This is a genomic window from Hymenobacter crusticola, assembly GCF_002154225.1.
GTDB classification, from domain to species: domain Bacteria; phylum Bacteroidota; class Bacteroidia; order Cytophagales; family Hymenobacteraceae; genus Hymenobacter; species Hymenobacter crusticola.
This window is the reverse complement of sequence record NZ_MTSE01000026.1, coordinates 13,236-39,897: the sequence shown is the minus strand read 5'-3', so window position 1 is coordinate 39,897 and position 26,662 is coordinate 13,236. Positions and strand designations below refer to the sequence as shown.

Below are 26,662 nucleotides of genomic sequence, written 5' to 3'. Positions count from 1 at the left end.
CAGAGAGTAAATAACAGTGAGCAACAGACGTCGAGCTTAAAATGTTGAGTCTTCGCAGGTGTGCTGACACGTACAATAGTCAAAGTTACGGGTTTTCCGCTTGACCGGTTGTTGTGTTACCTACGCAACAACCTTGGTTTAGCCCCAGGGCTCGTGCAAGGACTACGCCACGGCTTACCATCACTTTACTTTCTGCAACCGTAACAACGAATTCACAGCCAGCTCGGCTGGTACTACGTACTTTTGCTTATCACCCCACGCCTATGCCTCTCACCCAACAAAGTCAGGACCAACAGCTACTCGATAAGCTTAAGCCCTCGCGCATTATTTTGCCGGTGCTGATCGGCATTGGGGTAGTTGGTTTTATGTTTTGGCGCAGCTACCAACCGGGCGACCTAGCGCCCCTGCGCAATGCCAAAGAGCAGTGGCTGGTCATCACCTTTTTGGTGCTCATTGCCCGTGACCTAGGGTATATCTATCGCATCCGCGAAATCTCGGAGCGGGTGCTTAGCTGGCGCCAGAGCCTTGATGTGATTATGATTTGGGAATTTTCCTCCTGCATATTGCCCTCGGCGGCGGGCGGCACATCGGTGGCACCATTTATTTTGAACAAAGAAGGCATTACACTCGGTAAGTCGCTGGCTTACGTGATGGTGACGGCATTGCTGGACAATATCTACTACGTTATTGCGGTGCCGCTCGTGGTACTATGGGCGGGCGAAGGCTTATTTCCGGAGGAGTTAAAAGGCGCTTTCGCGGCTTCTATTCGCGTGGCGTTTGTGGTGAGCTACATCTCCGTGACCTTGTACGCGGCCGCTATGGTTTATGCCTTGTTCATCAACCCGACGGCCATGAAGCGGTTTCTGGTGCGGCTGTTTTCGTTTCGATTATTGCGCCGGTGGCGGCCTAGCGCCTACAAGCACGGCAACGAAATGGTAGCGGCTTCCGCGCAGCTTCGGGGCAACAAAGCAGGTTATTGGATTCGTACGGCGGTGGCCACTGCTTTCGTTTGGACGGCGCGTTACTTAGTTATTGGCTGCATCATCGCGGCATTTATCCCGATCAACTTTGGAGAGTTTTGGGTGATCTTCAGCCGCAACATGATCTATAAAGTGGTGCTGCTGGTGGCCATTACGCCCGGCGGCGCAGGCATCGCGGAAGGTGCTTTTCCTACCTTTTTCGGCCGCTTTATTGGTACACCTACCATGACCAACTTCGTCATCCTGTTTTATCGCATCGTCACTTATTACTTGTATTTAGTGCTAGGAGCCATCTTCCTGCCGCGCTGGGTAGCTAGGGTGTTCAGCCGCCCAGCTGCTACGGCAGAATAAGTGCTGCCTGTTTATAACCAAAAGCTAGCTCCCCTACCTGGTAACCGGCAGGAGAGCTAGCTTTTGACTGTTAGCCTACTTCAATGGCGGGCTTACGACGTACTGCTGAATAAACTCCGACATAGCCGCCGATTGATAGTCACGGTTGCTCTTTTTGCGAAAGCCGTGGCCTTCGTCTTTGGCCATCATAAACCACGCATCGTTGCCGTTTTTCTTGAGGGCAGCTAGCATCTGCTCGGCTTCAGTGTAAGGCACGCGCGGGTCGTTTCGGCCTTGCACAATCATCATCGGCTTGGTGATTTTCTGCACGTTATTCAGCGGTGCAGTCTTCTCCAGGAAGGCACGCATGGCGGGCTGGCGCTCATCGCCATACTCGGCACGGCGCAGGTCTTGGCGATAGGGTGACGTGTTTTGCAGGAAGGTGACAAAGTTGGAAATGCCTACTACGTCGATGCCCGCGCGCAGCCGGTCGTTGAAGTGCGTCATGCAGGCTAGCACCATGTAGCCGCCGTAGCTGCCCCCATACACTGCCACGCGGCTTGGGTCGAGGTCGGGCTGGGTGGCAATCCAATCGAGCAGTTTGCCAATATCTTGCACCGATTCTTCGCGCTTCATACCGTTGTCGAGGGCTAGGTACGTTTTACCATAGCCCTCCGAGCCGCGCACATTAGGGAAGATAACGGCCGTACCTAGCTCATTCACCATGTACTGCGTGCTTGGGTCGAAGCCGGGGCGGCTCTGGCCCTCCGGCCCGCCGTGAATGTTGATAATCACAGGTGCCTTACCGTTGATCTTAGTAGGCTTGTACACAAAAGCTGGAATCTGGCGCGGCTTGCCATTCACTTGGTCAAAGGTTGGATAGTGAATAAGCGTAGGCGCTACCAGCTTCGAAGCATTGATACCACCAATTTCGCTCTGCGTCCAGCGGGTGATGGCACCGCTTTTTACGTCTAGCGAGTACACGTCACCGGCGGTGCGAGCGTCGCTGTAGGTATAAGCTAGCTTCTGGCCGTCCGGACTGAACGTTAAGCCACCAAGGATACCGCGCGGCACATTTTTGACCGCCTCGTACTTGCGCGTTTTGGTGTTCAGCAGGTACAGTTCGCTGTACCCATCAGCATTGACGGCGAAGGCCAATAAGTCGCCTTTCGGCGCCACGTCCAAGTCGCTCACGTCCCAGTTGAGGCTAGCTGTCAGTGGCGTTTGCTTGCCGGAAGCTAGGTCGTAGTAGCGTAAGGTGTGAAACTCGGTGCCCTCGTCGCTGGTAAGATACAAGCCTTTACCATCCTCACTAAAGAAAGTCGAGCCGTAGGAAATCTTTTGGTCGCTGGTATGCAACTGCTTGGCTTTACCAGTCGCCACATCTACTAGGTGCAACCGACTTTCATTGGCAGAAATGTATTCCAGGGCCAACATCGATTGGTCGTCGGGGCTCCAATCCAGAATGTCCCAGTCGCCCTGCACCTGAACCAACATTTTTTCTTGCTTAGGATTGCCGAGCGGAGCTAGGTACAAGTCGTAGTCGCGGCCGTTGCGGCGCGTACTGTTGTAAGCGTACCGGTCGCCGCGTCGGCTCCAATGCACGGACCCGTTCTGGCTTTTGCCGTCGGTGAGCAATGTATATTGGCTGGTCTGCGTGCTGAACCAATAGTTCTGCCGGTTCTCGTTGCCGCCCACGTCTTTCGAGAACACAAAGCCCTGCTGCTTGGTATCGGGGCTGACGGAAGCGCCGCCTACTGGCTCCGGGAAAAAGGTTAGCTGCCGTCGATCAGCACCCGGGGTAGCGACGTGGTGCACCTGCGCAGCCTCCGCGAAACGCGTACTGATGTAGATGCCGCCCTGCGGTGCCCAAGCTAGAAAAGCCGCTGACCTGGCGTTCTGATACGTACTTAGCCGCTCGCGCAGCTCAGTGGAAGGGGCTGGAATTCGCTCCATGATCAGGCTGCCCTCCTCACGCCGTTCAGGCGCGGCAGGCTGTTGAGCCGAAGCTGCAAGTGGCAGCAACAAGAATAAGCTGAGTAGTTTTGGCTTCATCGTGTAAGCGTTAGTGAGCAAGGAAGATACTTCAGATTGGATAGAAGCAGACTATTTTTCACAAGCAATTACATATAGCTAGCCTTGCATTGCGCGTGTATTTCCGCTTTCCAAGCACGTAAAAAAAGCCCTCCTACATACTGTAGAAGGGCTTCTTATTATTTTAAAGATTTAGCAAGCTAGCTTAGTCAGCTTCTAACATCATCTGCGAGCCGTCGGGAGCTTTCAGCGTGATTTCGTCTTTGGTAAGGTTTACCACGTCGAAGCTTAAGGAGTTCGGGGCGCCTTCAGGAGTTAGCGTGATTTTCTTGCCTGCTTGGTCGAAGGTGTACTTACCCTGCATCGACTGCGCTGGCGAAGTCATGTTGAAGTTGCCGTTGGCGTAGAAGCGTAGCTCCGTTTTCTTATCAGCGCTGGTTTGGGCCACCTTGTCGCCCGTAGCGCTCGTTTCCTTGTCAGTTTTCCAAACTTTGCTTTCGGTGCCGTACAGGAGGTTTGTTTCGCCTACTTTGTTTTCCTGCTTACAGCTAAACGTAAACAGTGACACGAGCACGAGCAGGCTAGCTAAGTAGCGCAAGGGAGAAGAAAGGGTTTTCATAAAATGAACGATTAGGGTGTGGGAGAGAGAAGTAAGATCGACTGCCTTGCCGATAGCGCAGCAGCAACTAGGCGCTTCTTACGCTAAACAGCAGCAGGAGTTGAGTAGCTCAACTGCTTTTTGTACGCCACAACTTATTCATATTGACCGCGTATGAGCGTTTGAAGTGATGTGGCTGTAAGCCCGTTACCTTGCACTACTCTCTCCTCTCACCTAAATTGATACTACGACCATGGGCTTATTTGATTTTTTGACCAAAGGCGAGGAAAAGCCAGTTGAACCTACCGCTAAGCCAGCCGCAGCCGGCGCTACCGACTTTTTCGGTGGCAACAATGCCGCTCCAGCAGCTGCTACTGGCGAAACCTACACCATCGTAAGCGGCGACTCGCTTTCGAAAATTGCCAAAAACCACTACGGTGATGCCGCTAAGTGGCACCAGATTTACGAAGCCAACAAAGCCACCATCGGAGCCAACCCCGACCATATTGAAGTAGGTCAGGTCCTGACCCTGCCGAAGATTTAGTTTATACCTTTTGCGCAAAAAGGGCCGAAGACGCCGCATCATTTTGGTGCGGCGTTTTTTATTTATACGTGCCTTGAATTGATATTCCGTGTGAGGAGGAAATATGATTTATTGAGCAAACCAACTTGGCAGGACTTATTACCAAGTGTGAAATGACCTGCCAACAAAAATTTTGAAATTTTTTGTCTCTGCATTTGCAATTCTAAAATCCGGCTGTACATTTGCCCTCACCAACCCGGTACTCCTCCGTTAGAGACGGAGTAGTTTTCTTAAGATTTATACAGAAGCGGCGAGAGATTAGGCTCTAGGACCCGCTGGCAACCATCGATCATCGAAAGGTGCCAATTCCTGCCCACTCAAAAATTGAAAGTGGGAAATATAAGTTGAGTACCATGAAAAACTCTCCGCTTACCACCGATTATTCTTCATCTGCTGCCACTGCTCACGCATGCGTTGGCTCATCGATGAACTCGTATGCTTCGGCTTCTGCCGCTGGCTGCTCGTGCATTTTACTCGTCAGCCCAGCCACCAAGCGAATGCGAATGCGCACTTGTGGCGCGTGTTGTTGCTAGCTGACCCTAGCTTTCCCCGCTTCCCTCCCAACCTACTACTAGCTAGCGCCTTTCTACGCGCAGCTACCTAGGTTACCCTGCTCGGCCAACACCAGATTTGGTCTCGACGCAGTCACTAGCGGGCTTTTTGTGCACTCTCAATTGCACTTTTCCAATTGTTTTCAAGAACCTCCTCTTTTATACTTCTCTCACTCATGTCAACGCAAAACCTCCACTTCGAGACCCTCCAACTCCACGCTGGTCAGCAGCCCGATCCTACTACTGGTGCTCGTGCTGTACCGTTGTACCAAACTACTTCGTACGTATTCAAGAACGCTGAGCATGGTGCTAACCTTTTCGCGTTGAAGGAGTTTGGCAACATCTACACCCGTCTGATGAATCCTACGACGGACGTATTTGAGCAGCGGATAGCGGCGCTAGAAGGTGGTGTAGCGGCATTGGCCGTAAGCTCGGGGCAGGCGGCCCAGTTTATTGCCCTTAATAATATCCTGCAAGCTGGCGACAACTTCGTTAGCACCTCCTTCCTCTACGGCGGCACTTATAATCAATTCAAGGTAGCATTTAAGCGCCTCGGCATTGAAGCCCGCTTCGCTGACGGCGATAAGCCCGAGAGCTTCGAAGCGCTGATTGACGAGAACACCAAAGCTATCTACCTGGAAACCATCGGCAACCCTAGCTTCAGCGTTCCAGATTTCGAAAAGATTGCGGCTATTGCCGAGAAGCACGACTTGCCGCTGGTAGTTGACAACACTTTCGGCGCGGGTGGCTTTCTGTTCCGCCCCCTAGAGCACGGCGCGCACATTGTAGTAGAGTCGGCGACAAAGTGGATCGGTGGCCACGGCACCAGCATTGGCGGCGTGATTGTAGACGGTGGTAAGTACGACTTCGGTAACGGCAAATTCCCGCAATTCACTGAGCCCAGCGAAGGTTACCACGGACTTGTATTCAACGACGTATTTGGCAAGAACGGCCCCTTCGGCAACATCGCCTTCATCATCCGGGCTCGGGTAGAAGGTCTGCGCGACCTAGGTCCGTCAATCAGCCCGTTCAACTCGTGGCAGCTGCTGATTGGTCTCGAAACCCTGTCGCTCCGTGTTGAGCGCACAGTGGAAAATGCCTTGAAGATTGCTACTTGGCTCGAGCAGCACCCACAGGTGGAAAGCGTCAACTACCCTGGCTTGCAAAGCAGCCCCTACTACAACCTAGCGCAGAAATATCTGACCAAAGGTGCTGGTGGCGTGCTCACGTTCAGCATCAAGGGTAGCAAAGAAACCGCTACACAGTTTATCGACAATCTCAAGCTGGTAAGCCACCTAGCGAACGTAGGCGACGCCAAAACGCTGATTATTCAGCCGTCGGCGACGACGCACCAGCAGCTATCGGAGCAAGAGCAGCACGCTGCGGGCGTAACGCCTACGCTCCTGCGCTTGTCGGTCGGTATCGAGCATTTTGAAGACATCAAAGGTGATCTGTCTGCCGCATTCGATGCCGTGGCTAATGTGGCTACGACCGACGAGTCGGAAAGCGCACTGTTGCAGCCAGAAGTAGAACACGCGCAGCCGCTGGAAGTCTAAAGAGGAGACGTAGGCAGGCGCACTACCTAACCAGGGTGCGCCTGACCTTCCAATTGGCTGCCGTTTGCGGATAGTAAGTTGGTTTTTTGAGAGGGACCGAACTCAACTATCCTTCAATGGTCTTCAGGTTGAACCGACGTTGGCGAACGTCAATTCAGGGGTGGGTTAACAACTTGCCAACGTTCCGGTTCAACCTGGACTATTGAGAAGCTCTTTTGTTTTTGTAATGAATGACCGAAAGCCAGCTTTTTAATCTGCCTACACCTCTACAGCTTGAATGCGGGGCCACGCTACCAACTGTGCAGGTTGCTTACCACACTTACGGGACGCTCAATGCGGCCCAGGATAATGTGGTCTGGGTGTGCCATGCCCTTACCGCTAATGCTGATGTGCTGACGTGGTGGTCGGGCTTGTTTGGTCCAGGCTACCTTTTCGACCCAGCCGATTACTTTATTATCTGTGCCAATGTGCTAGGCTCGTGCTACGGTTCTACGGGGCCGCTTACGCCCGTTTCGGAGGGTAGCGAACCGCTTTATCAGGCATTTCCGCTGGTTACCATCCGCGACATGGTAGCGGCGCACGACCAGCTCCGCCAGCACCTAGGTTTCTCCAAAATTCATACGCTTATCGGTGGCTCGCTCGGCGGGCAGCAGGCGCTAGAATGGGCTGTTCAGCAGCCTACATTGTTCGAGAACTTGGTGGTGCTGGCTACTAACGCCCAGCACTCGCCGTGGGGCATCGCCTTCAATGAGTCGCAGCGTCTCGCTATTCAGGCTGACCAGACTTACTACTCGGCAACGCCGGAAGGTGGTCAGCATGGGTTGAAAGCCGCACGTGCCATGGCGCTTTTGAGCTACCGCAGCTACGAAGCATATGGCACCACGCAGGCCGAAGTAGAAGGCGATAAACTCGACCAGTTTCGGGCTAGCTCCTACCAGCAGTACCAAGGCGACAAACTCGTGGCGCGCTTTAATGCGTACACCTACGTGACGCTTTCCAAAGCGATGGACTCGCACAACGTTGGCCGCGGGCGTGGTAGTTTGGCCGCTGCCTTGAAGCAGATCCAGGCGCGCACCTTGGTGATTGGCATTACTTCAGATGTGCTGTTTCCGCCCGCAGAGCAGCAGTTGTTGGCTCGCCACATCCCGACTGCGCAATACGTGGAGATGGAGTCGCATTTCGGCCATGATGGTTTTTTGATTGAGACTGTACAAATCACCCGTTTCTTAGAGCGATTTTATTCGCGTAGACTAGTGCATTCCTAAAAGCTAGCCTTTTAGCAACCTTATCCCTGGGGTCCCTCGGACGACTTAGCAAAACTAAGCGCCCAAGGGACCCTAGCTTTTTCAGATTGTCGGTAAGTTTGTCGCAGCTTTACTTGCTGTTCTATGCCTACCACTGCTCCTTCTTTACGGCCCGGCGACCGGGTTGCGATTGTTTGTCCTGCGCGCAAAGTGTCACATGCTGAAGTAGCGGCGGCGGTGGCTATTCTTGCCAGTTGGGGATTGGAAGTGATGCTAGGTGATACCGTGACGGCGGAGTATCACCAGTTTGCTGGAACTGACGAACTACGTCGTGCCGACTTCCAACGCATGCTCGACGCGCCCGACATTCGGGCCATCTTGTGCGCCCGCGGCGGCTACGGCACCTCTCGGATCATCGATCAGCTCGATTTTTCGCGCTTCGCTGAAAATCCAAAATGGATTGCTGGCTTTAGCGACGTGACGGTGCTCAACTGTCACTTGCTAGCCCTCGAGCACGAAAGCATCCATGGCGTGATGCCGCTCCTGTTTGACCAAGCCGGCGGCGAAGAATCGTTGGAAAGCTTGCGGCATGTGCTGTTCGGAGAGGAAGTGAGCTATGCGGCCCCTGCGCACCCGCTTAATCGCCTAGGTACCGCCACGGGCGAGCTAGTAGGCGGCAACCTCAGCTTGCTACAGAACCTCAGCGGCACCCGCTCCGACTGCCCTACAACGGGCCGCATCCTGTTTCTGGAGGATATTGACGAGTACCTCTACAACATCGACCGGATGATGGTGCACCTCGACCGCACTGGCAAGCTCCAAAACCTAGCTGGCTTGCTCGTCGGCCACTTCACCGACCCGCATGACAACAGCGTTCCGTTCGGCCAGACACCGTACGAAATCATCCAGACGTATGCTGGCAAGTACAACTTTCCGGTAGCGTATGGCTTTCCCGTCGGGCACGAGCCGCAGAATATGGCACTGGTGTGCGGCCGCACGGCGCAGATGATAGTGGACGCGGCGGGAGTACGTGTGGCGTATAGCACGACGTAATTCATCCTAACTAGCCCTTAGCAGTTCGTTTAACCCTTCTTTCTCAAAGAGTACCTTCCCAATTTTTAGCTCCGACCAACCTAGCTTTAGCTTGTAGGAGAAAGTAGGTACGCCGGCCTGCAACGTGCAGTCGATGTAATGCTCCTTCACTGAGTTTTGCGCTTGCTGCTGCTTCAGTTGAAGCAAGTGCGTTGAGATAAAGAAAAAGGATTGCGGAAAAGCTTGTAATCCACTGAGAGTAGCTTGGGTAATGGCTAGCGCATCGTCGACATTGGTGCCGCGAAACAGCTCGTCGAAGATGGCAAAGGTTTTGTCGGCGCGGCGGGTAGCGACTAGCACTGCTTTCAGGTTTTGAATCTCCGCCATGAAATGACTGTAGCCATCCTGTAGGTTGTCGCTGAGGTTGATAGTGACCACAATCGTTTTGAAGAAGGGCAAGGTGCAAGCGGCGGCTGGCACTCCTAGCCCGATGTGCGCCAGATACACGCATAAACCCACGGCTTTGAGCAACGTTGATTTGCCCGACATGTTTGGGCCCGTCAGCAGAAACACGTTTTCACCAGCTTGTAGTGTCAAGGTGTTCCTAACGGGGTTTTTGAGCAGCGGATGGTAGAACTCCCGTAGCTGAAACGTACCTTCCTGAAAGCGCGGAAAAGATAAACCATGTGCTAGCATACCTTTCGCCAGCGACCAATACGCTTCAAAATCGTAGAAGGTCTCCCAAAACGCCTTCATCTCCGCGAAGCTTACCGCTTGCAAGGCGCGGGCGAACTGGACCATTCGAGCGGCGGTGAAATCATCCTCCTGAATCGCGGTAGCATTTGCTTCCAAGCTAAACCGTTCCATGAAACGAACCAGTACAAGCAGCTGGCGCTGGAAGCTCACTGGAAACTCCGTAGTGGACAACCGTATTAAGTAGTGCTGCCAAATTCGGTGTAGGAAGAGCAACGCTTGTACGTACTTGGCGCGCATAGCATACCGTACTTCCTCGGAAACTAGTAGTTTCAAAGACGCTTTGAAGTGGTTGGTTTCGAGTGGTATACGTCCATCGCTCACGCCGTTTAGGAAGCTATGCACTTCCATGTACTGGATTTTCTGGTAGGAGAAATCTGCCAGCACATTCCAGTTTGCCAGGAACCCTTTGATTATTGCTTGCCGCTCCAGTACCTCATCTACTGAGCTAGGTACCTTTTGCAGAAACGCTAACAGCGCTCTTTCGGCCTCACTGTTGTAGGTGAAGTTGACTAGCGATAATACGTCCGTTGACACTCGCAGATCTTCGACGCGAACCATAAGCTAGGTTGGGAATAGACGTCAACAAAAAACCCCGGCTGCTCACGCGGCCGGGGTTTTTCAACGCAAGAGTACGCTAGATATTATCCGGCATAAATCGTCTGGAGCACCGTCTGGCCTACGGCTTTAAGTGTGCGTTTGTCGATGATGCTCATGTTGTCCTGCGTGGTGTGGTGGTACGCCGGGAAATACTCGTCGCCGACGGGCAAGTGGTCGATGATGTCGATGGTACGGACGCCAGCTTGGTTCGTGTACACGTGGTCGTCGGTGATGCCGGGGCTATCTTGAAAGAGAAAATAGTCGGAGTAGCCGATTTGGGCGGCCGTATTCCACATCTTATCCACAACGTCCTTCGCTTTTTCCACAGAGAGTTGCTCGCGGCTGAACTTGGCGTTTTTGGCGCCCACCATATCGAGTAGCACGCCGTAGTCGGGCTTGTAGTTAGCAGGCAGCATGTGTTGCGCCCAGTACTGCGAACCTAGGCACCAACTCGATTTGCCCTGCTCCTCTTGGGCTTGCAACTGGTTTTTCAATTCGCTCTGGGTGCTGCTGTCGTAGCCGTAGTCTTCGGAGTCGAAAAGGATGAAATCGATGCCGACGCTTGGCTTAAGGCTGTCGGGCTGGGCGGCTAGCACACGGGCCATTTCCAGGGCAATACCTACGCCGCTAGCGCCGTCGCTGGCGCCATCGAGCGGAGCGTTCTTGTGCTGGTCGTCTTTGTCGGCGAAGGGGCGCGTATCCCAGTGCGTGAAGACCGCCACCCGGCGCGCTGCTTGCGGCTGAAACTGCGCGACGATGTTGCGCGAGTGCAGCATCTTTCCGTCGAAAGCCATAGCATCGAAGGGTTGCTCTTTTACCGTTAATCCTAGGGCCTTGAACTTCTGCACGATCCAGTCGCCGGTAGCAATATGGGCTTTGGAATTGGGCACGCGCGGGCCGAACGCTACTTGCTTGGCCGTGTAGGCGTAAGCTGAGTCAGCGACGAAACTAGGTGCGGCGGGCACTTCGGCTTCTTCCGTTTCTACCGTTTCGGTGGTTTGTTGCTTGTCGCGGTTACAGCCGGAGCCGGCTGCCAGCAGCAAGAAAGCCAGCGCGGGCGCTAGCCAAGACGATTTGCTCATAGGTTGTTATAGAAAAGAACGTCATGCCTGCGCAAGCTAGCATGACGTTCTAAAGTTCCGGTGAATATTTTTACTCCTCGCTGTACGCCCAATCAACACCGGCTTTGGTGTCTTTCACTACAATGCCTTGCTCCTTCAGCGCCGCCCGAATCTGGTCGACTTTGTCGTAGGCTTTAGTGGCTTTAGCTTCCTGATAGAATGAGAGCGTAAGGCTAAGCAGGTCTTCGGCGTTGGCGCGTGGCTCGTCGACCAACCCTAGGATGTCAGTTACCATGGTGCGGTAAGCCTGCACGGCTTCCTGCAAGGCAGCCTCACTGACAGTGGCCAGCGTGGCGAGGTTGGCACCGAAGCCATTAAATTTGCGCAGCAGGTTGAACAAGCTAGCTACCGTGCGGGCCGTGTTGAGGTCGTCGTTCAGGCCAGTGAAGCAATCGGCCACCAACTTGCGCAGTTCGGTATCGGCTTTCTCGGTGTCGGCGGCGCGCTCAGTGCCTTCAGGCAGTTGCAGCTTTTCGAGCAAGCGCAGGCCGTTCATAAGCTTGCGGTAGCCTTTTCGGGCCGCTTGTAGGGCTTCGTCGCTCACGTCGATGGGGCTGCGGTACTGGGCTTGCAGCAGAAAGAAGCGCACCGTCATGGGCGAGTAGGGCTGCGACAGGGCCGCCGCGCCGCCTTTGAACAGGTCATTGAACGTGATGAAGTTGCCGAGCGACTTGCTCATCTTCTGCCCGTTCACCGTAATCATGTTGTTGTGCATCCACACGCGGGCCTCATTGGAGTGGCTGTGGCTGGCCTGGCTCTGCGCGATTTCGCACTCGTGGTGCGGGAACATTAGGTCGAGGCCGCCGCCGTGAATGTCGAAGGTCTCGCCTAGGTATTTGCGGCTCATGGCCGAGCACTCCAAGTGCCAGCCGGGAAATCCGTCGCTCCAGGGCGAAGGCCAGCGCATGAGGTGAGCCTCCGACGCTTTCTTCCACAGGGCAAAGTCGAGCGGTGAGCGTTTTTCGTTCTGGCCAGCTAGGTTGTCGCGGGTGCCGGCAAGCAGCTCTTCAATGTTACGATTGGAGAGCTTACCGTAGTTGTGATGCTCGTTGTAGCGCGGTACATCGAAGTACACCGACCCGTTCGCTTCGTAGGCGAAGCCGTTGGCCAGAATTTCTTCAATCATCCCGATTTGCTCGGTGATGTGGCCACTAGCGCGCGGCTCAATATCGGGCGGCAAGCAGCCCAACGCTTCCATGTGGCTGTGGTAGCGGTTGGCATAATACTCGGCCACTTGCATAGGCTCTAGCTGGGCAGCGCGAGCACGCTTCGAGATTTTATCCTCGCCCTCATCGGCGTCGCTTTCGAGGTGGCCGACGTCGGTGATGTTGCGCACGTAGCGCACCGTGTACCCTAGGTGGCGCAGGTAGCGCACCAGCACATCGAACACAACCGGACCGCGGGCATTGCCAAGGTGAGCGTCGTTGTAGACCGTCGGGCCGCAGAGATAAACGCCTACAAATGGCGGATGAAGAGGTTCAAACGCCTCCTTGCGGCGAGTCAGGGTATTATAAAGCGAAAGCGCGTGCTGCATTCGGCAAAAGTAGAAAGATTTGATGGGCCTTCCGGCGCAAAATCGAGATGAGTATCATTCATCTATTCAAAGCGTCAGAAAGTTTTGTACTAGCTTATTTTGTGGCGTTCAGAAGAACAAATTGCGCTTATTAACAGCAACAAAGTTCTCTTACTAGTTTGTGCGGCACAAAAATCAAGTTGATCAGTATATAAAGTTCAATGAACAGTACAAACGCATTGCAGTAAGTAATAGATCTTATTCAGTTTTGGTGTCGTAGAAATACATACCAGTGCTTTGTTATCAGACGGTTAAAACTAGAGTGATCAGACCAAAGCAACCTTATCACAAGCATCAGCACATGCACCGCACAGACCCAAATGAGTGCCTTTGCGGTGCGTGTTAATCTCCCTTACTCCTAGCTTTTAAATCGTAAATCGCAGTGGTGGGAAAATGGTCGGAGTACGGGATTTCGCGGTGCACCTGACACTCCTCAATCGTCCAGCGGGAGCTAGCAAACTGATTATCGATGCGTATGAAGGGTAGCCGGCCATTGTAAGTACTACCTACACCAGTGCCCACCGTGGCCCACGCGTTCTGGAAATGATCAGCTAGCTGGTCGTAGCTGTAGCTGTAGGGCAAGTCGTTGAGGTCGGCGCAAAGCAAGATCGGGTAGCGACATCGCTCGAAGCGCCGCACCAGCGTATCGATCTGCACACTGCGCGCAATCATCCCGCGTTTGAAGCGGCGCAGCAACCCGCGGCTTTTCTGCTCGAAGCCGCTCTTACTGGAGTAGCTCTGCACAATGTCTTTCTCTTCCATGCTCATACTTTGCAAGTGGAAGTTGTACACCCGAATGGTGTCGCCGCCGGGCAAGCGCAAGTCGGCAAACATAGCGTGGTTCTGCGTGAGCTTGCCGAACGAAATGGTGCCGCGGTGCAAAATTGGATAGCGCGAAAAAATGGCAATACCGAACTCCGCGCCGGCGCTATTGGTCAGGCTCTTCGACACAAATGCGTGCCGCCCTGCCTTGCGCCCAATCTGCTCGACGGTGCGAAATACGTTGCCGTCGCGACTGCGCATATTACGCGGCTCATTATAAAACTCCTGCAAACAGATGATATCGGCTGAGCTTTCGGCGAGCCACTGCACCATATTACGCGATGAAGCTAGGTCGGGGTCGCGCAGCTGCGGGTACACGTTGAAGATGCGCACGTTGGCACTCAGCACCTGCACTTGGTTGTCGGGCGTGCTGGTCGCTTCCACAGTACGCCACGGGTGCAAGGCTAGCCCCCGCTGAAAGTGCGGCCACGTGAGCACCGCCACCAGCAGCGGCAGCACTGCCAGTCGCCAGTTGCGTAGCAGCCAGTAGAAGACAAAAGCTAGGTTAAGCCCAAGAGCAATAGGCAGCGTGAGCGCCCCAAAAGCAGCAGGCCAGAAAGTATGCGGCGGAATCTGGACGCAGGCAATGGCCACCAGCAGCCACAGCACCACGAGCACAGTACAGGTAAACGCAAACGAACGACGCACCGCCAAAACAAAGAAATAGTCTGCCGGCAAAGGTAGGCGTTGCAGCCGGAAAGCTCCCTAGCTTCAGCGGTTCGCATGCGTTTACTACCCCTCATTGCGTTGTATCTTGCACACTAAACACCTGCCTTCTATCTGGTTTCGCCTATGTTCCTTTCTACTCTTCGTGGTTTCATTATAGGAGTCTTGAGTAGTGTCGCGCTCTTACCTGCGGTGGGCCGACCCGCAAATGCTCTCCCCGATAATCGCAGTTTGGAATTTGTGGAGAACAAAGGGCAATGGGATGCCCGCGCCCGCTACATGGCTGAGCTACCTTGCGGCCGACTCTTTTTGGGTGAAGCCGGTTTCACCTATGCCCTCCTAGATGCCCAAGCGCTACACGACCACAACAGCAACAAAACGCAGTCGAAACAAGGCACGGGCCAGCTGCGGGTGCACGCTTATTCAGTAACGTTCGAAGGTGCGAGCCCTAATACAAGCCTGCGCGGCGGCGAAGCAACAACCGAACGGCACAATTATTTTGTGGGCGCCGACCCTAGTAAGTGGGCTTCCGAGGTAAAAGGTTTTCGCACAGTGAACTACGCCGATGTCTACGCGGGCATTGGCCTAAAACTTTACGAGAACCAGCGGCAGCAACTTGAATATGACTTCACGATAGCGCCCGGCGCTCAGCCCAACGACATCCGCTTGCGCTACCAGGGCGCCGACCGGCTGAGGCTCCAAAATGGCAACTTGCTGATTCAAACCTCGGTGGGCAACGTGCAAGAGCAGGCGCCGCAAGCGTGGCAACAGATCGGTGACAAGCGCGTGCCCGTGTCATGTGCTTTCGTCCTGCAAGACCAGGTGCTAAGCTTCAGGCTAGGGAAGTATGACACCAAGTATCCACTGGTCATCGACCCAACGGTAATCTTCTCGACCAGCACCGGTTCCAGAGCCGACAACTGGGGCTATACCGCCACCTACGATGCCCAGGGCAATATGTACTCGGGTGGCATTGTGTTCGGCGTGGGTTTTCCGACCTCCAACGGTGCCTACGACACCAGCTTTAGCGGCAATGAAGATATCAGCATTATCAAGTACAACACAACCGTAGGTGGCCCAGCAGCCCGGCTATACGCTACCTACCTAGGTGGCAACCAAGCGGATGCTCCTCATAGTTTAATCGTGAACAAGCAAGGGGAACTAGTCATTTTCGGCTCGACGGGCTCTAATAATTTCCCAACTACCAACGGCGCGTACGACCGCTCATTCAACGGCGGCCCCGCAGTACAGCCTTTCCCAACACCCTTGCTCCAACCTGACACCGGGCCCAACTATCCAAATGGCGCTGATATGTTTGTGGCCAAACTCAGCGCGAATGGCTCAGCTCTAACGGGTGCTACCTTCCTCGGTGGCAGCGGCACGGATGGGTTGCACATCAATTCGCCCCTAGCCGCCAACTACGGCGACGAATTTCGCGGCGACGTTATCACGGATGACGAGGGCAACATCTACCTAGCTTCTACCACCACGAGCAACAACTTTCCCGTTCGGAATGGCTTTCGCACCAGCTACCAGGCTGGCGGGTCCGATGCCGTTGTGTGTAAGTTCTCCTCCGATTTGCAACAGCTTGTGTGGAGTACCTACCTAGGTGGTTCCGGCTACGATGGTGCATATTCTATTCAGCTCGATGCTAGCCGCAACGTATATGTGTGCGGCGGCACTACCAGCCCCAACTTTCCTACTACTAGTGGCAGCTTGCACCCAGCCGCGCAGGGCGGCACTGATGGGTTCGTGGCCTGCTTAAACGGTGCTGGCAATGTGCTACAACGAGGCACTTACATCGGCACCAGCGCGTACGACCAAGCTTATTTCTTGCAACTCGATAGCAGCAATGAGGTGTACCTGCTCGGGCAATCGAAGGGTGCCTTTCCGGTTACTGCGGGCTTGTTCGCCGTGGCCAACGGGCGGCAGTTCGTGCAAAAGCTAGACAATACGCTTTCTAAGAGTCTCTACTCTACTAGGTTTGGCAGTGGTCGCACTACTCTGGATTTGGCGCTCACGGCTTTTCTAGTCGACGATTGCGAGCGGGTGTACATCAGCGGGTGGGGCGGATCAACCAATTATGACCTAGGCAGTACGAGCAACTTACCCGTTACCGCCAATGCCATTCAGCGCACAACTGACGGCTCCGATTTTTACCTAGCTGAGTTTACCCCTGGGATGCAAGCACTGGAGTATGCTACCTTCTTCGGGCAGTCGGGCTCACGCGAACACGTCGACGGTGGTACGTCGCGCTTCGACAAACGGGGAATAATCTACCAAGCCGTGTGCGGCGGCTGCGGCGGAATAACCGGCTTCCCGGTGCCACCTGGAGCCAAGACCTACACCCCCGACAACAACTCCTCGAACTGTAATAATGCCTCCTTCAAGATTGATTTTGGTGCACTCACGGCTGACCCTGGTCCTAGCCGCAACGTGTGCGCCGATGCCAGCCCGATTCGCCTAGGGGGCAGCCCAGCAGGGGGCGTCTGGAGTGGTTCGGGCGTAACCGCCTTGCCGGGTGGCGGCTACCAGTTTACTCCCTCTACCGCACTACTTGGGCGCAATACGCTCACGTACGTAGTGGCAACAGCCGGTATTTGCTACAGCACCAAAACGCTGCGGATGACTGTAGTTCCGGTAGTCTCCCCTACGTTTCCTGGCGTACCTACTATTTGCCGTGATGCCAAGCCCGTCGCTCTTACTGCCAGCCCGGCAGGTGGAGTATTTAGTGGCCCTGGTATGAGTGGCAACAGCTTCAACCCCGCACAAGCCGGAGTAGGCACGCACGTAATTCGCTACACCATGCCCGACTCGGTGGCCTGTGGCAGCATCGCACAGACGATTACCGTCAGTGCACCACCCACTGTGCAAGCTGGCCCCGACACCACACTCTGCGCCGACCAGACCCGCTCTTTTCGCCTATTAAAAGCTAGCCCTATTGGCGGTAGTTGGAGCGGACCTGGCGTAACGACTGACGGCATGTTTACGCCGCCTAATACAAACAACCGAGGCGGTATTTTTACTCTGCGCTACACTTTCACACAGAATGGCTGTGAGCTGGCCGCCACGCGCAAAGTACTTATTGCGCCTACTTCCAGCAGCAATGTTCCGCTCGATATTCCCATTTGTGAAGCAGCTCCGCAGTACACTGGCCTAGCTCCTTTCAATTGCCAGTTTGCGCCCTTACTAACGGGTGGCACCTATGAGTGGGACTTTGGCGACCAAACCACTTCGACAGAGGAGGCGCCGGTACACCGCTACGAAAAGCCTGGCACTTACCAAGTGAAGCTCGTCGCGCGCTACACTAACTGCCAAGTGGAAACGCGCTTTGCGCCCGTTGAGGTAGGCGAAGTATTTGTCCCAAACATCATCACTCCCAATGGTGACAACAAAAATGAGCTGTTCATTCCGCGCTTTAGCTGTCAGCCAGCCTCGTTGCGCATCTTCACCCGCTGGGGCAGCAAAGTGTACGAAACAGACAACTACCGCAACGACTGGCACGGCGGCGACCTAGCGGACGGCGTGTATTACTATCATTTGCGCGACACTGAAGGAAGAGCGGCAAAAGGTTGGCTAGAAATAAAACATTGATCGTTTTACTGGCTCTTATATATGGACTAAATCACAAGCTGCCGTTGTTGGTGAATGAGCACCCATGTGCTAAGAGGTTTGCGCTACCATATTCTAGGTACTATCATTCTCGCTGAAAGCTTCGCGAACAGCAGTCTACCCAGTATGCATACGCTTTACATGCTGAATGCTGCTCCTATTAGATGGTATGCGTCGTAGGCAGCAGGTTTCTTCGTAGGCTCGCAATTAGCGGCAAACCCAAGCCTCTGGCTGGCACGAGGCCCCACCTTGTATTTAGCTGATTTTTGTAGTATCTTTGCACCAGCAATTGAAAAAGAAAGAGGGGACGCGTAGTCCCCTCTTTCTTTTGCCACCTAGCTCCATTCCCATGAAATTCAATCCCACTCAGCTTACTGAGATGCTTCAGGACAGCCTTGCTGGCCTGGACCTTTTTATGGTGAGCCTTTCGGTGTCTGATTCGGCTGTCCGTCCTAAAGTCACGGCAGTGTTGGATGGCGAGCAAGGTTTAGGTATTGATGAGTGCGCCCAGGTAAGCCGGCGGCTAGCTCGTCGTATCGACGAAGCATACGGAGAGGAAGCTAGCTATACCTTGGAAGTTACCTCGCCGGGTGCCGATCAGCCGCTTACCAACCCGCGGCAGTACGTACGCCATGCCGGCCGTACGCTCAGCCTGAAGATGACCGATAGCACGGAGAAAACTGGCACGCTGGAATCCTCTGATGCCGACGGGATTCAGTTAGCTGAAATAGTTAAAGAAAAGAATAAGAAGAAGACCTTACCAGCTGCCTTTATTCCGTATGCGGACATTCAGGAAGCTAAAGTGGTTATTTCATTTAAATAAATGGTTGCATAGTTAACAGGCTGATTGTCGTTGGTACCTAGGGCCTACAAGCTCAGCCCTGCAACAATAATCAACAGCTTAACAGTCATCAATTCGTACAATGAACAGTCACGTCTTAATCGAATCGTTTGCCGAGTTCGCCCGGTCCAAGAACATTGACCGCCCCACGATGATGAGCATCCTGGAGGACGTGTTCCGTACGATGATTCGGAAAAAGTACACGACCGACGAGAACTTCGACGTCATTCTCAACGTCGACAAGGGCGACCTTGAAATTTACCGTAACCGCGAAATCGTGGACGATGACTCGGAGGATATCTGGGACTTCGACAAAATTCCGCTGGAAGAAGCCAAGAAGATTGAGCCCGACTACGAAGTAGGCGAGCAGGTAGCTGAAGAAGTAAAGTTAGAGGACTTTGGTCGTCGTGCCGTGCTCATGGCCCGCCAAACGCTGATTCAGCGGGTGAAAGACCTTGAGCGGGACAACCTCTACCAGCAGTACAAGGACCAAGTCGGTGAAATTATCACTGGCGAGGTATACCAGGTATGGAGCCGTGAGGCGCTTATTCTGGATAAAGAAGAGAACGAGCTGGTGCTACCGAAAGCGGAGCAGATCCCCAAAGATCGTTACCGCAAAGGAGACACTGTACGGGCTGTAGTACATCGCGTCGAAATCATCAATGGTACGCCAAAGATCATTTTGTCGCGCGCAGCCCCTGCGTTCTTGGAGCGCCTGTTCGAGCAGGAAGTTCCGGAGATCTATGATGGCTTAATCACTATCAAGAACATTGTACGGGAACCTGGTGAGCGGGCCAAAGTAGCCGTTGAAAGCTACGACGACCGGATCGATCCAGTAGGCGCCTGCGTAGGAATGAAAGGCTCGCGTATCCACGCGGTTGTTCGGGAGTTGGAAAACGAAAACATCGACGTCATCAACTACACGGACAACCTTGAGCTTTACATCCAACGGGCCCTGTCGCCGGCCAAGATTGGTTCAATGAAAATTAATGAACAAACTGGTCGGGTTTCTGTGTTCTTAAAGCCAGACCAGGTCAGCTTGGCCATTGGTCGGGGTGGTGCTAACATTAAGTTAGCTAGCCGCTTAGTAGGAATGGAAATCGACGTGTTCCGGGAAGCTGAGGACTACGACGAGGATATCGCACTGGACGAGTTCCAGGACGAGATTGAACCCTGGGTCTTGGCTGAGTTCAAAAAGATCGGTTTGGATACAGGACGGGCCGTTTTGGCCGTAAGTAAAGAAGATATAGTACGCCGGACGGAGTTGGAAGAAGAGACCGTAGAGGACGTCTTCCGCATCATCCAGCAGGAATTTGAGGATTCCGAAGAAGAAGCAAATCCCGGCGACGCGCAATGAGTGCGCGGCGGCCGGTCCGGCAAGGGCATTAAATCACGCCAAGTGGCGTGATTTAACGCCGTTCGGCAAGATTTAATGTAGTACCTTTGCAACTGAATACGAGTATCGTTCGCGAGCATAGAATGGCGGAAGCAACACCCAAACGGCTACAGCAGGCAGCCAAAGACCTCAACATCGGATTGTCTACTGTTGTAGACTTCCTGGCGGGAAAGGGGCATCAAATCGAAAACAAGCCAACGACGAAGCTAACGTCGGAGCAGGTTTCCCTGCTCAACAAAGCATTCGAATCGTCGGCTCAGGACAAGATAGAAGCCTCAAAGCTCAGCCAGGCAAAGCGCCAAAATGAGCTAGAGGCGGCCCCGACCCGCCCTGAACCCGTGGCTCCCAAAGCCAATGGTAGCGTAGCTGCGCCTGTTGTACCCCCTGCTGCTCCCGCTCCTAAAGCACCAGAAGAATCTAAACAGACTGCTGCGGCACAACCAGCACCGATTGCGGCTTCGCAACCGGCGGCGCCCGTTTATACCCCTGCTCCTGCCGCACCAGCTACTGCGACGCCGTCTGCCCCTGCAGAGAGCCCGCGTGCTCCAGGCTTGAAGGTGTTAGGCAAGATCGAGCTTGATGCGAAAGGCCGGCCAGTTCCGCCGCGTCCTGCAGCTCCTACGCCAGCACCTGCACCTGTGGTAGCAGCTACTGCTGCCCAGCCTGCTCCGGTAGCTGCTAAGCCAGCAGAGCCCAAACCATCGCCTGCATCTACGGTTGCCCCCACCCCTCAGCCTTCAGCAGAGGCGAAGCCAGCTCCAGCCGCCCAGCCAGTAACTACTCCGGCACCGGCGCCAGCGCCTGTTACTCCTCCTGCGCCTGTTCCAGTAGCTACTACGCCAGCTCCGCAGCCAACCCCTGCGCCTGCCCCAGCACCAGTGGCATCTGCTCCGGTAGCTTCTCCTCCTGTTGCACCAGCACCTGTTGCGCCTGCCGCTGTAGAAGCTCCTGCCACGCCAGAAGACACGAGTACAATTGTAGCTAAAGCCGATCAGCTGAAAGGCCTGACCGTACTTGGCAAGATCGAATTGCCTGTTGACTCCTCGCGCCGTGGTGGTGGTGGCAATAACAGCCGTCGACCAGTGGCATCTTCCGACGTTCGGAAGAGTGGCCTAGGCCCCGACACCAAGAAAAAGCGGCAACGTCTGCCTACCCCTGGTGCACCAAATACAGGTGGTGGCCAGCAAGGCCAAGGTAATAACCAAGGACAGGGTGGGCAAGGTGGCAACCAACAAGGCCAAGGCAACCGTCCACACAACGCTCCTGGCCAGCAACGGCAAGGTGGCAACCAAGGTCAGCAGCGCCCAGGCGGACCAAACCAACGCCCGGGTCAAGGTGGCGCTCATGCTCCACGGCCAGCAGCGGCACCAGCTGTTACCCCCGAGCAGAACGAACGTCAAATCCAGGAGCAAATCAAAGCTACGCTAGCGAAGCTTAGCGGTGGCCGTGGTGGTTCACAAAACAACCGCGCCAAATACCGTCGCGATAAGCGCGCAGGTGTCGCTGAGGCAGCTGACTTGCAACGTCAGCAAAATGAGCTAGCGTCGAAGACGCTAAAGGTCACCGAATTTATCTCGGCCAATGACCTAGCTTCACTCATGGACGTATCGGTCAACGAGGTAATCAAGATTTGCCTTGGTATGGGTATGTTCGTATCCATCAACCAGCGTCTCGACGCAGAAGCCATCACCGTTATTGCGGATGAATTTGGTTACGACGTAGAGTTCTTGTCGGCGGAAGAAGAAGAAACAGACCTAGGTGTTGAGGATGCAGACGAAGACTTGCAGCCCCGCGCTCCGATTGTAACAATCATGGGGCACGTTGACCACGGTAAAACTTCGCTCCTTGACTACATCCGTAATGCAACTGTAGCGAAAGGCGAAGCCGGAGGTATTACCCAGCACATTGGTGCTTATGATGTAATGACGGCTTCAGGCAAGCGCGTAACGTTCCTTGACACTCCGGGTCACGAAGCCTTTACAGCTATGCGTGCTCGTGGTGCGAAAGTAACGGACATCGCCATCATTGTGGTAGCAGCCGACGACTCGGTGATGCCGCAGACGAAGGAAGCTATCAACCATGCACAAGCTGCGGGCGTACCACTTGTTATTGCGCTCAACAAAATTGATAAGCCCTCTGCCAACGCAGATAAGATTCGCGAGGAGCTGTCGGCCATTAACATCCTCGTTGAAGAATGGGGCGGCAAATACCAGTCGCAGGAAGTTTCGGCGAAGTCGGGTCTTGGCATAGAAGATCTACTGGAGAAAGTGCTGCTAGAGGCAGAACTCCTTGAGCTCAAAGCTAACCCTGACCGCAATGCAGTCGGAACTGTTATTGAGGCCTCTCTCGACAAGGGCCGGGGCTATGTAACGACCGTTCTGGTACAAACTGGTACGCTGCGCGTTGGTGACATCGTGCTGGCAGGTCCGCATTATGGCCGTGTAAAGGCGATGACGGATCACCGTGGCAAGAAGATGAAGCAAGCTGGTCCGGCTACTCCGGTGCAGGTGCTTGGTCTGACGGGTGCTCCACAAGCGGGTGATAAGATTCAGGTGATGGAGACAGAACGCGAAGCCCGCGAACTGGCCACCCAGCGCCAGCAACTCACTCGTGAGCAGAGCATGCGCACGAAGAAGCACATCACGCTCGATGAGATTGGTCGCCGCCTAGCTATTGGCTCGTTCAAAGAACTGAACGTGTTGGTGAAAGGTGACGTGGACGGTTCGGTAGAAGCCCTCTCCGACTCGCTATTGAAATTGAGCACGCCTGAGGTGAAAGTGAATATCCTCAGCAAAGGAGTGGGTGCCATCTCCGAATCGGATGTACTGTTGGCGTCGGCTTCCGATGCTATCATCATCGGCTTCCAGGTGCGTCCTTCGCAGAGTGCTCGGAAACTGGCTGAGCAAGAGCAGATCGATATCCGCCTCTACTCGATCATCTACAACGCCATCAACGAGGTGAAGGATGCCATGGAAGGCATGCTTGCCCCAACGGTGCAGGAAGTAGTAGTAGCCAACGCCGAGGTTCGTCAGGTGTTCAACATCACCAAGATAGGTACCATTGCTGGCTGTATGGTTACCGACGGCACGTTCACCCGCAAAACCAAAGTGCGGGTAGTACGCGACGGCATTGTGTTGCATACAGGCGAAATTCAGGACCTCAAGCGCTTTAAAGATGATGTATCGGAAGTGCGGCAAGGTTACGAATGCGGTATCAGTGTGAAGAACTTCAATGACTTGCGAGAAGGCGACAACATCGAAGGCTTCGAAGAGAAAGAAGTGAAGCGTACTTTGTAAGCTTCGCTTGCGAAATACACTTAAACAAAAAGCCCCAACGATTATCGTTGGGGCTTTTTGTTTCTTCCCGGCAACTACCTCTTCTATGATTTCAGCTCAACGAATGGTAGATTAAGTAAAGAGTTTTGTACTACAAACACCTAAGAAATCGTATATAGGGCGTAGACTCTACCTAGGTCTTTTGCACCATTCACCTATGCTCATGATAAAGCAGCTTGCCAGTCCGCTACTCCTACTCTCCTTTGTACTTGCTAGCGGATCAGGGCTAGCTCAAACCAAAAAGTCGACAAAAACGCCAAGTTCTTCTTCAAAGGCAACCTCAAAAGCGCCCGCCAGCTCTCCAACGAAAGCCAGTTCGCCTGCTTCTCAAGAACCAACCACCATACAGAAGGGCGTGACGCAGGTGCAAACGGTACTGAACACTATGTATGAACCGCAAACCACCTCCACATTTCATCCCGGCGATAAGGCACTGAACGTTGGTATTGGGTTACTAGGCGCCAACCATGGGTATGACGTCTTCGGAAGCCTCAAACAATCGCCGGCGCTAAGCGTCACCTATGAACAAGGTATCACGGATAGCTTCGGCCCTGGAACCCTTAGCCTAGGGGGTCTGCTAGGCTATAAGCACTACTACTACGAATTTCCGAAAACGGATTACAAAGCGAGTTGGACAGATATTCTTTTAATGGCTCGTGGCACTTACCATTATAACCTGACTAGCAATCCGCAGATAGATACGTACGCCGGTCTGACGGTAGGTGTACGTCTTAACACCTATTCTAATACGAATTCTACTCTGCGGGATACTTACAAGGACGACGGCCTGCACCTAGCAACGGGTATCTTTCTAGGTGGCCGTTACTTTGTAACGGAAAAAGTAGGCGTTTTTGCAGAGGCTGGTTACGATATGACTTATTTAAAGCTAGGTCTTACTGCTAAGTTTTAAGTCCGAGCGCAGAGCCAGCGGATGCCAACAGCGCTTAGCGTAAGCTGATATAACTGGCATGACTCGACCGTACTAAACACGAAAAAGCCCTGGCAACATTGCCAGGGCTTTTTCGTGTTTAGAAGAACAAAAAATGGTGCTTCTTTTTATACGTATGCTTAAGAGGCTTGCCCTTAGGGTCGATACCAGGGGCGGGCCGAGACTGGCCACGCTTTTGACGGGCGGTACCAATGCGGCTGTCTTTGAATTTGCGCACTGTGAAACCGCCATTGCCCTTTTCAAATTGCCGAGCAGGTCCGGTCGCTCGTCCGAAACTGGTATTGGACGTTCCTCCCGAACGTGCCGCAAGAATTTCCATCTGCTGGTCACGCTTTGCTTCGTCGGGGTTCATGCTCATCCGGCGTTGCATACGAGCAACATCCGACGCAGAATCCTTCTTTTTAGCTTTGCGCGGGTTGCTTTCAGTGCCTGGCGCCCCCTGTACAATGGACGAAGAGCGCGAGTCTGTGGTTTGCGCTTGTCCATGGGAAACAAAAAATAGAACTGCCAACCAAGTAGCAGCAATCAGTCTTTTCATGCAAGGAAGAAGTAAGGGTCGTACCACTCGCTAGGCTGAAGCTGCGGTGCATAACCTCATGCAAGCCGCTAACGGGTAACGTAATAACTTCGTTCAAATTACAAGAAAAAGAGATACTTACTGCTTTCTTTCTTTAGGACTTCAGAGTAGGTCCGCGTAGCGCATCTCGGATTTCCATTAATAATATCTGCTCTTTCGTTGGCCCTGGATCAATAACAGGCGCGGCCAGAGGCCGCAGCTTGATGCGGTTTGCGGCTTTTACAATCAGAAATACACAGAAGGCAATAATGAAGAAATAGAAAATGGCATTCAAGAACAAGCCATAGTTAATGGTAGCAGCACCCGCAGCTTTCGCCTGTTCGATTGTCTTGTAGGATTGTCCATCCAAGGCAAAAAACCAGTTCTTAAAGTCTATTCCCCCAGTTACCAGACCTAGGACTGGCATCAACACATCTTCGGTTAGGGAAGTGACAATCTTACCGAAAGCAGCTCCAATAATTACGCCCACTGCCAAGTCCAACACATTTCCTTTGGAGATAAACTCTTTGAATTCGTTTACGAAACCCATTAGCTTAGAAAGGTTTATAAGTGAAACATGAACAGCCCGGCTAAATATAGAGACTAATGTTTCATTATCTGTGTTGCGAAATTGAGTTTACGCGGTGGCCGTTGGCGGCATCTGCGAGCTACCAAGGTTTTGCTTCTATCTTTGCGCCTTATCTGACGGCTTTTGCTTCTGCTGCTCATGGCTCTTTTTGAAAACCTACTGTACACCCTGGACGCTGCTTCTGGCATCCTGACCATCACCCTGAACCGGCCGACTAAGCTCAATGCGCTGAATGCAGCTACCATTGAGAATATTCGGCAGGCCATGCAGGAAGCGCTGGATGACGCCGATGTGCGTGGCATCATCTTAACGGGCAGCGGCGAGAAAGCCTTCGTAGCAGGGGCTGATATTGCCGAGCTAGCTGATCTGAACGAAATAACGGGTCGGCGGGCCGCTGAGCTTGGCCAAGAGGCCTTCTGCTTGATCGAGGAAAGCTCTAAGCCAGTAATTGCCGCCGTGAATGGCTTCGCGCTCGGCGGCGGCTGCGAGCTAGCCATGGCTTGCCACTTGCGTGTAGCTTCCGAAAACGCCCGCTTCGGCCAGCCAGAAGTAAACCTAGGTTTGATTCCGGGCTACGGCGGCACGCAGCGTCTTACCCAGCTTATTGGCAAGGGCAAGGCCCTAGAGCTCATGCTAACGGGTGACCAGATCAAAGCCGATGAGGCATTGCGGTTGGGCCTCGTCAACCACGTGGTGCCGGCGGCTGAACTCCTGCCTTTCTGCCAACAGTTACTAGGGCGTATTCTCACAAAAGCTCCGCTTGCCGTGGGCTTGGTCATCGACTGTGTGAATGCAGCATTCGACCAGGAGCGCCACGGCTACCAAACGGAAGCGAATGCCTTCAGCCGCTGCTGCGGGTCCGACGATTTTCGGGAAGGCACGGGCGCATTTCTTGAGAAGCGTCCGGCTGTCTTCAAGGGAAACTAAGCCTCTCTGCTTGG

At 53.8% G+C, this 26,662-nt stretch carries 20 protein-coding genes and 1 riboswitch; of the genes, 12 read left to right on the top strand and 8 right to left on the bottom strand.

All coding sequences use genetic code 11. The features are described 5' to 3' along the window. Window positions 1-263 precede the first annotated feature (263 nt). Entirely contained in the window at window positions 264-1,331 is a 1,068-nt protein-coding gene (locus BXP70_RS25235) for a lysylphosphatidylglycerol synthase transmembrane domain-containing protein (protein ID WP_086596903.1), read from the top strand. Between the two features lie 75 nt (window positions 1,332-1,406). On the opposite strand, the gene BXP70_RS25230 is transcribed toward BXP70_RS25235, so the two are convergent. Together BXP70_RS25230 and BXP70_RS25225 are read right to left on the bottom strand one after the other, a co-directional pair. After that, on the bottom strand, window positions 1,407-3,365 hold the full coding sequence (locus tag BXP70_RS25230) for a S9 family peptidase (protein ID WP_218779867.1): 1,959 nt from the start codon (window positions 3,363-3,365) through the stop codon (window positions 1,407-1,409). A 184-nt stretch (window positions 3,366-3,549) separates the two neighbouring features. After that, entirely contained in the window at window positions 3,550-3,963 is a 414-nt protein-coding gene (locus BXP70_RS25225; protein WP_086596902.1) for a hypothetical protein, read from the bottom strand. 232 nt (window positions 3,964-4,195) lie between these two features. On the opposite strand from BXP70_RS25225, the gene BXP70_RS25220 reads away from it, so the two are divergent. The 5 genes from BXP70_RS25220 (at window position 4,196) to BXP70_RS25200 (ending at window position 8,929) form a co-directional block, all read left to right on the top strand. Continuing rightward, the gene (locus BXP70_RS25220) at window positions 4,196-4,486 is read left to right on the top strand and encodes a LysM peptidoglycan-binding domain-containing protein (RefSeq protein WP_086596901.1); all 291 of its coding nucleotides are present in this window, start codon (window positions 4,196-4,198) and stop codon (window positions 4,484-4,486) included. Between the two features lie 273 nt (window positions 4,487-4,759). Then, window positions 4,760-4,871: riboswitch (SAM riboswitch) on the top strand. A gap of 63 nt (window positions 4,872-4,934) precedes the next feature. Further along, the gene (locus BXP70_RS25215) at window positions 4,935-5,129 is read left to right on the top strand and encodes a hypothetical protein (RefSeq protein ID WP_086596900.1); all 195 of its coding nucleotides are present in this window, start codon (window positions 4,935-4,937) and stop codon (window positions 5,127-5,129) included. 123 nt (window positions 5,130-5,252) lie between these two features. Then, window positions 5,253-6,632 carry an O-acetylhomoserine aminocarboxypropyltransferase/cysteine synthase family protein gene (locus BXP70_RS25210; RefSeq protein WP_086596899.1) on the top strand — a complete coding sequence of 460 codons (1,380 nt, stop codon included), beginning with the start codon at window positions 5,253-5,255 and terminating at the stop codon, window positions 6,630-6,632. 230 nt (window positions 6,633-6,862) lie between these two features. Beyond that, window positions 6,863-7,897, top strand: coding sequence for a homoserine O-acetyltransferase MetX (gene metX / locus BXP70_RS25205; protein ID WP_086596898.1), 1,035 nt, complete (start codon window positions 6,863-6,865; stop codon window positions 7,895-7,897). 123 nt (window positions 7,898-8,020) lie between these two features. Then, window positions 8,021-8,929, top strand: a complete 909-nt coding sequence (locus BXP70_RS25200; RefSeq protein ID WP_086596897.1) for a S66 peptidase family protein — start codon at window positions 8,021-8,023, stop codon at window positions 8,927-8,929. 6 nt (window positions 8,930-8,935) lie between these two features. Here BXP70_RS25200 and BXP70_RS25195 read toward each other — a convergent pair whose 3' ends face one another. From BXP70_RS25195 to BXP70_RS25180, 4 genes are all read right to left on the bottom strand, one after another. Further along, window positions 8,936-10,222 (bottom strand): MutS-related protein, encoded by a 1,287-nt coding sequence (locus tag BXP70_RS25195; protein WP_086596896.1) that lies wholly within the window; start codon window positions 10,220-10,222, stop codon window positions 8,936-8,938. Between the two features lie 83 nt (window positions 10,223-10,305). Further along, the gene (locus BXP70_RS25190; RefSeq protein ID WP_086596895.1) at window positions 10,306-11,343 is read right to left on the bottom strand and encodes a M28 family peptidase; all 1,038 of its coding nucleotides are present in this window, start codon (window positions 11,341-11,343) and stop codon (window positions 10,306-10,308) included. A 70-nt stretch (window positions 11,344-11,413) separates the two neighbouring features. Next, window positions 11,414-12,916, bottom strand: a complete 1,503-nt coding sequence (gene cysS / locus BXP70_RS25185; protein ID WP_086596894.1) for a cysteine--tRNA ligase — start codon at window positions 12,914-12,916, stop codon at window positions 11,414-11,416. Window positions 12,917-13,297: 381 nt separating this feature from the next. Beyond that, entirely contained in the window at window positions 13,298-14,425 is a 1,128-nt protein-coding gene (locus tag BXP70_RS25180; RefSeq protein WP_143436675.1) for an endonuclease/exonuclease/phosphatase family protein, read from the bottom strand. 144 nt (window positions 14,426-14,569) lie between these two features. Between BXP70_RS25180 and BXP70_RS25175 the strand changes: the two genes are divergently transcribed. From BXP70_RS25175 to BXP70_RS25155, 5 genes are all read left to right on the top strand, one after another. Further along, the gene (locus tag BXP70_RS25175; RefSeq protein ID WP_086596892.1) at window positions 14,570-18,037 is read left to right on the top strand and encodes a DUF7948 domain-containing protein; all 3,468 of its coding nucleotides are present in this window, start codon (window positions 14,570-14,572) and stop codon (window positions 18,035-18,037) included. A 367-nt stretch (window positions 18,038-18,404) separates the two neighbouring features. Then, window positions 18,405-18,878 (top strand): ribosome maturation factor RimP, encoded by a 474-nt coding sequence (locus BXP70_RS25170; RefSeq protein WP_245849749.1) that lies wholly within the window; start codon window positions 18,405-18,407, stop codon window positions 18,876-18,878. Window positions 18,879-18,978: 100 nt separating this feature from the next. Then, window positions 18,979-20,253, top strand: a complete 1,275-nt coding sequence (gene nusA, locus BXP70_RS25165) for a transcription termination factor NusA (RefSeq protein WP_086596891.1) — start codon at window positions 18,979-18,981, stop codon at window positions 20,251-20,253. A gap of 122 nt (window positions 20,254-20,375) precedes the next feature. After that, a complete protein-coding gene (gene infB, locus BXP70_RS25160; RefSeq protein WP_086596890.1) occupies window positions 20,376-23,588 on the top strand; it encodes a translation initiation factor IF-2 in 3,213 nt (1,070 codons plus the stop codon). 424 nt (window positions 23,589-24,012) lie between these two features. Next, the gene (locus BXP70_RS25155; RefSeq protein WP_143436674.1) at window positions 24,013-24,537 is read left to right on the top strand and encodes a hypothetical protein; all 525 of its coding nucleotides are present in this window, start codon (window positions 24,013-24,015) and stop codon (window positions 24,535-24,537) included. A 118-nt stretch (window positions 24,538-24,655) separates the two neighbouring features. On the opposite strand, the gene BXP70_RS25150 is transcribed toward BXP70_RS25155, so the two are convergent. Both BXP70_RS25150 and mscL read right to left on the bottom strand, forming a co-directional pair. Further along, window positions 24,656-25,114, bottom strand: a complete 459-nt coding sequence (locus tag BXP70_RS25150) for a hypothetical protein (protein ID WP_086596888.1) — start codon at window positions 25,112-25,114, stop codon at window positions 24,656-24,658. A 133-nt stretch (window positions 25,115-25,247) separates the two neighbouring features. After that, window positions 25,248-25,682 (bottom strand): large conductance mechanosensitive channel protein MscL, encoded by a 435-nt coding sequence (mscL, locus tag BXP70_RS25145; RefSeq protein ID WP_086596887.1) that lies wholly within the window; start codon window positions 25,680-25,682, stop codon window positions 25,248-25,250. 177 nt (window positions 25,683-25,859) lie between these two features. Between mscL and BXP70_RS25140 the strand changes: the two genes are divergently transcribed. Continuing rightward, window positions 25,860-26,648, top strand: a complete 789-nt coding sequence (locus BXP70_RS25140) for an enoyl-CoA hydratase/isomerase family protein (protein WP_086596919.1) — start codon at window positions 25,860-25,862, stop codon at window positions 26,646-26,648. The last annotated feature ends 14 nt before the right edge of the window (window positions 26,649-26,662 follow it).

What these genes read in the sequence shown, in the direction of transcription:
- BXP70_RS25235 (WP_086596903.1), top strand. Translation starts at nt 264, where the DNA reads ATGCCTCTCACCCAACAAAGTCAGGACCAACAGCTACTCGATAAGCTT.
- BXP70_RS25230 (WP_218779867.1), bottom strand. Translation starts at nt 3,365, where the DNA reads ATGAAGCCAAAACTACTCAGCTTATTCTTGTTGCTGCCACTTGCAGCT.
- BXP70_RS25225 (WP_086596902.1), bottom strand. Translation starts at nt 3,963, where the DNA reads ATGAAAACCCTTTCTTCTCCCTTGCGCTACTTAGCTAGCCTGCTCGTG.
- BXP70_RS25220 (WP_086596901.1), top strand. Translation starts at nt 4,196, where the DNA reads ATGGGCTTATTTGATTTTTTGACCAAAGGCGAGGAAAAGCCAGTTGAA.
- BXP70_RS25215 (WP_086596900.1), top strand. Translation starts at nt 4,935, where the DNA reads ATGCGTTGGCTCATCGATGAACTCGTATGCTTCGGCTTCTGCCGCTGG.
- BXP70_RS25210 (WP_086596899.1), top strand. Translation starts at nt 5,253, where the DNA reads ATGTCAACGCAAAACCTCCACTTCGAGACCCTCCAACTCCACGCTGGT.
- metX (WP_086596898.1), top strand. Translation starts at nt 6,863, where the DNA reads ATGACCGAAAGCCAGCTTTTTAATCTGCCTACACCTCTACAGCTTGAA.
- BXP70_RS25200 (WP_086596897.1), top strand. Translation starts at nt 8,021, where the DNA reads ATGCCTACCACTGCTCCTTCTTTACGGCCCGGCGACCGGGTTGCGATT.
- BXP70_RS25195 (WP_086596896.1), bottom strand. Translation starts at nt 10,222, where the DNA reads ATGGTTCGCGTCGAAGATCTGCGAGTGTCAACGGACGTATTATCGCTA.
- BXP70_RS25190 (WP_086596895.1), bottom strand. Translation starts at nt 11,343, where the DNA reads ATGAGCAAATCGTCTTGGCTAGCGCCCGCGCTGGCTTTCTTGCTGCTG.
- cysS (WP_086596894.1), bottom strand. Translation starts at nt 12,916, where the DNA reads ATGCAGCACGCGCTTTCGCTTTATAATACCCTGACTCGCCGCAAGGAG.
- BXP70_RS25175 (WP_086596892.1), top strand. Translation starts at nt 14,570, where the DNA reads ATGTTCCTTTCTACTCTTCGTGGTTTCATTATAGGAGTCTTGAGTAGT.
- BXP70_RS25170 (WP_245849749.1), top strand. Translation starts at nt 18,405, where the DNA reads ATGAAATTCAATCCCACTCAGCTTACTGAGATGCTTCAGGACAGCCTT.
- nusA (WP_086596891.1), top strand. Translation starts at nt 18,979, where the DNA reads ATGAACAGTCACGTCTTAATCGAATCGTTTGCCGAGTTCGCCCGGTCC.
- infB (WP_086596890.1), top strand. Translation starts at nt 20,376, where the DNA reads ATGGCGGAAGCAACACCCAAACGGCTACAGCAGGCAGCCAAAGACCTC.
- BXP70_RS25155 (WP_143436674.1), top strand. Translation starts at nt 24,013, where the DNA reads ATGTATGAACCGCAAACCACCTCCACATTTCATCCCGGCGATAAGGCA.
- BXP70_RS25150 (WP_086596888.1), bottom strand. Translation starts at nt 25,114, where the DNA reads ATGAAAAGACTGATTGCTGCTACTTGGTTGGCAGTTCTATTTTTTGTT.
- mscL (WP_086596887.1), bottom strand. Translation starts at nt 25,682, where the DNA reads ATGGGTTTCGTAAACGAATTCAAAGAGTTTATCTCCAAAGGAAATGTG.
- BXP70_RS25140 (WP_086596919.1), top strand. Translation starts at nt 25,860, where the DNA reads ATGGCTCTTTTTGAAAACCTACTGTACACCCTGGACGCTGCTTCTGGC.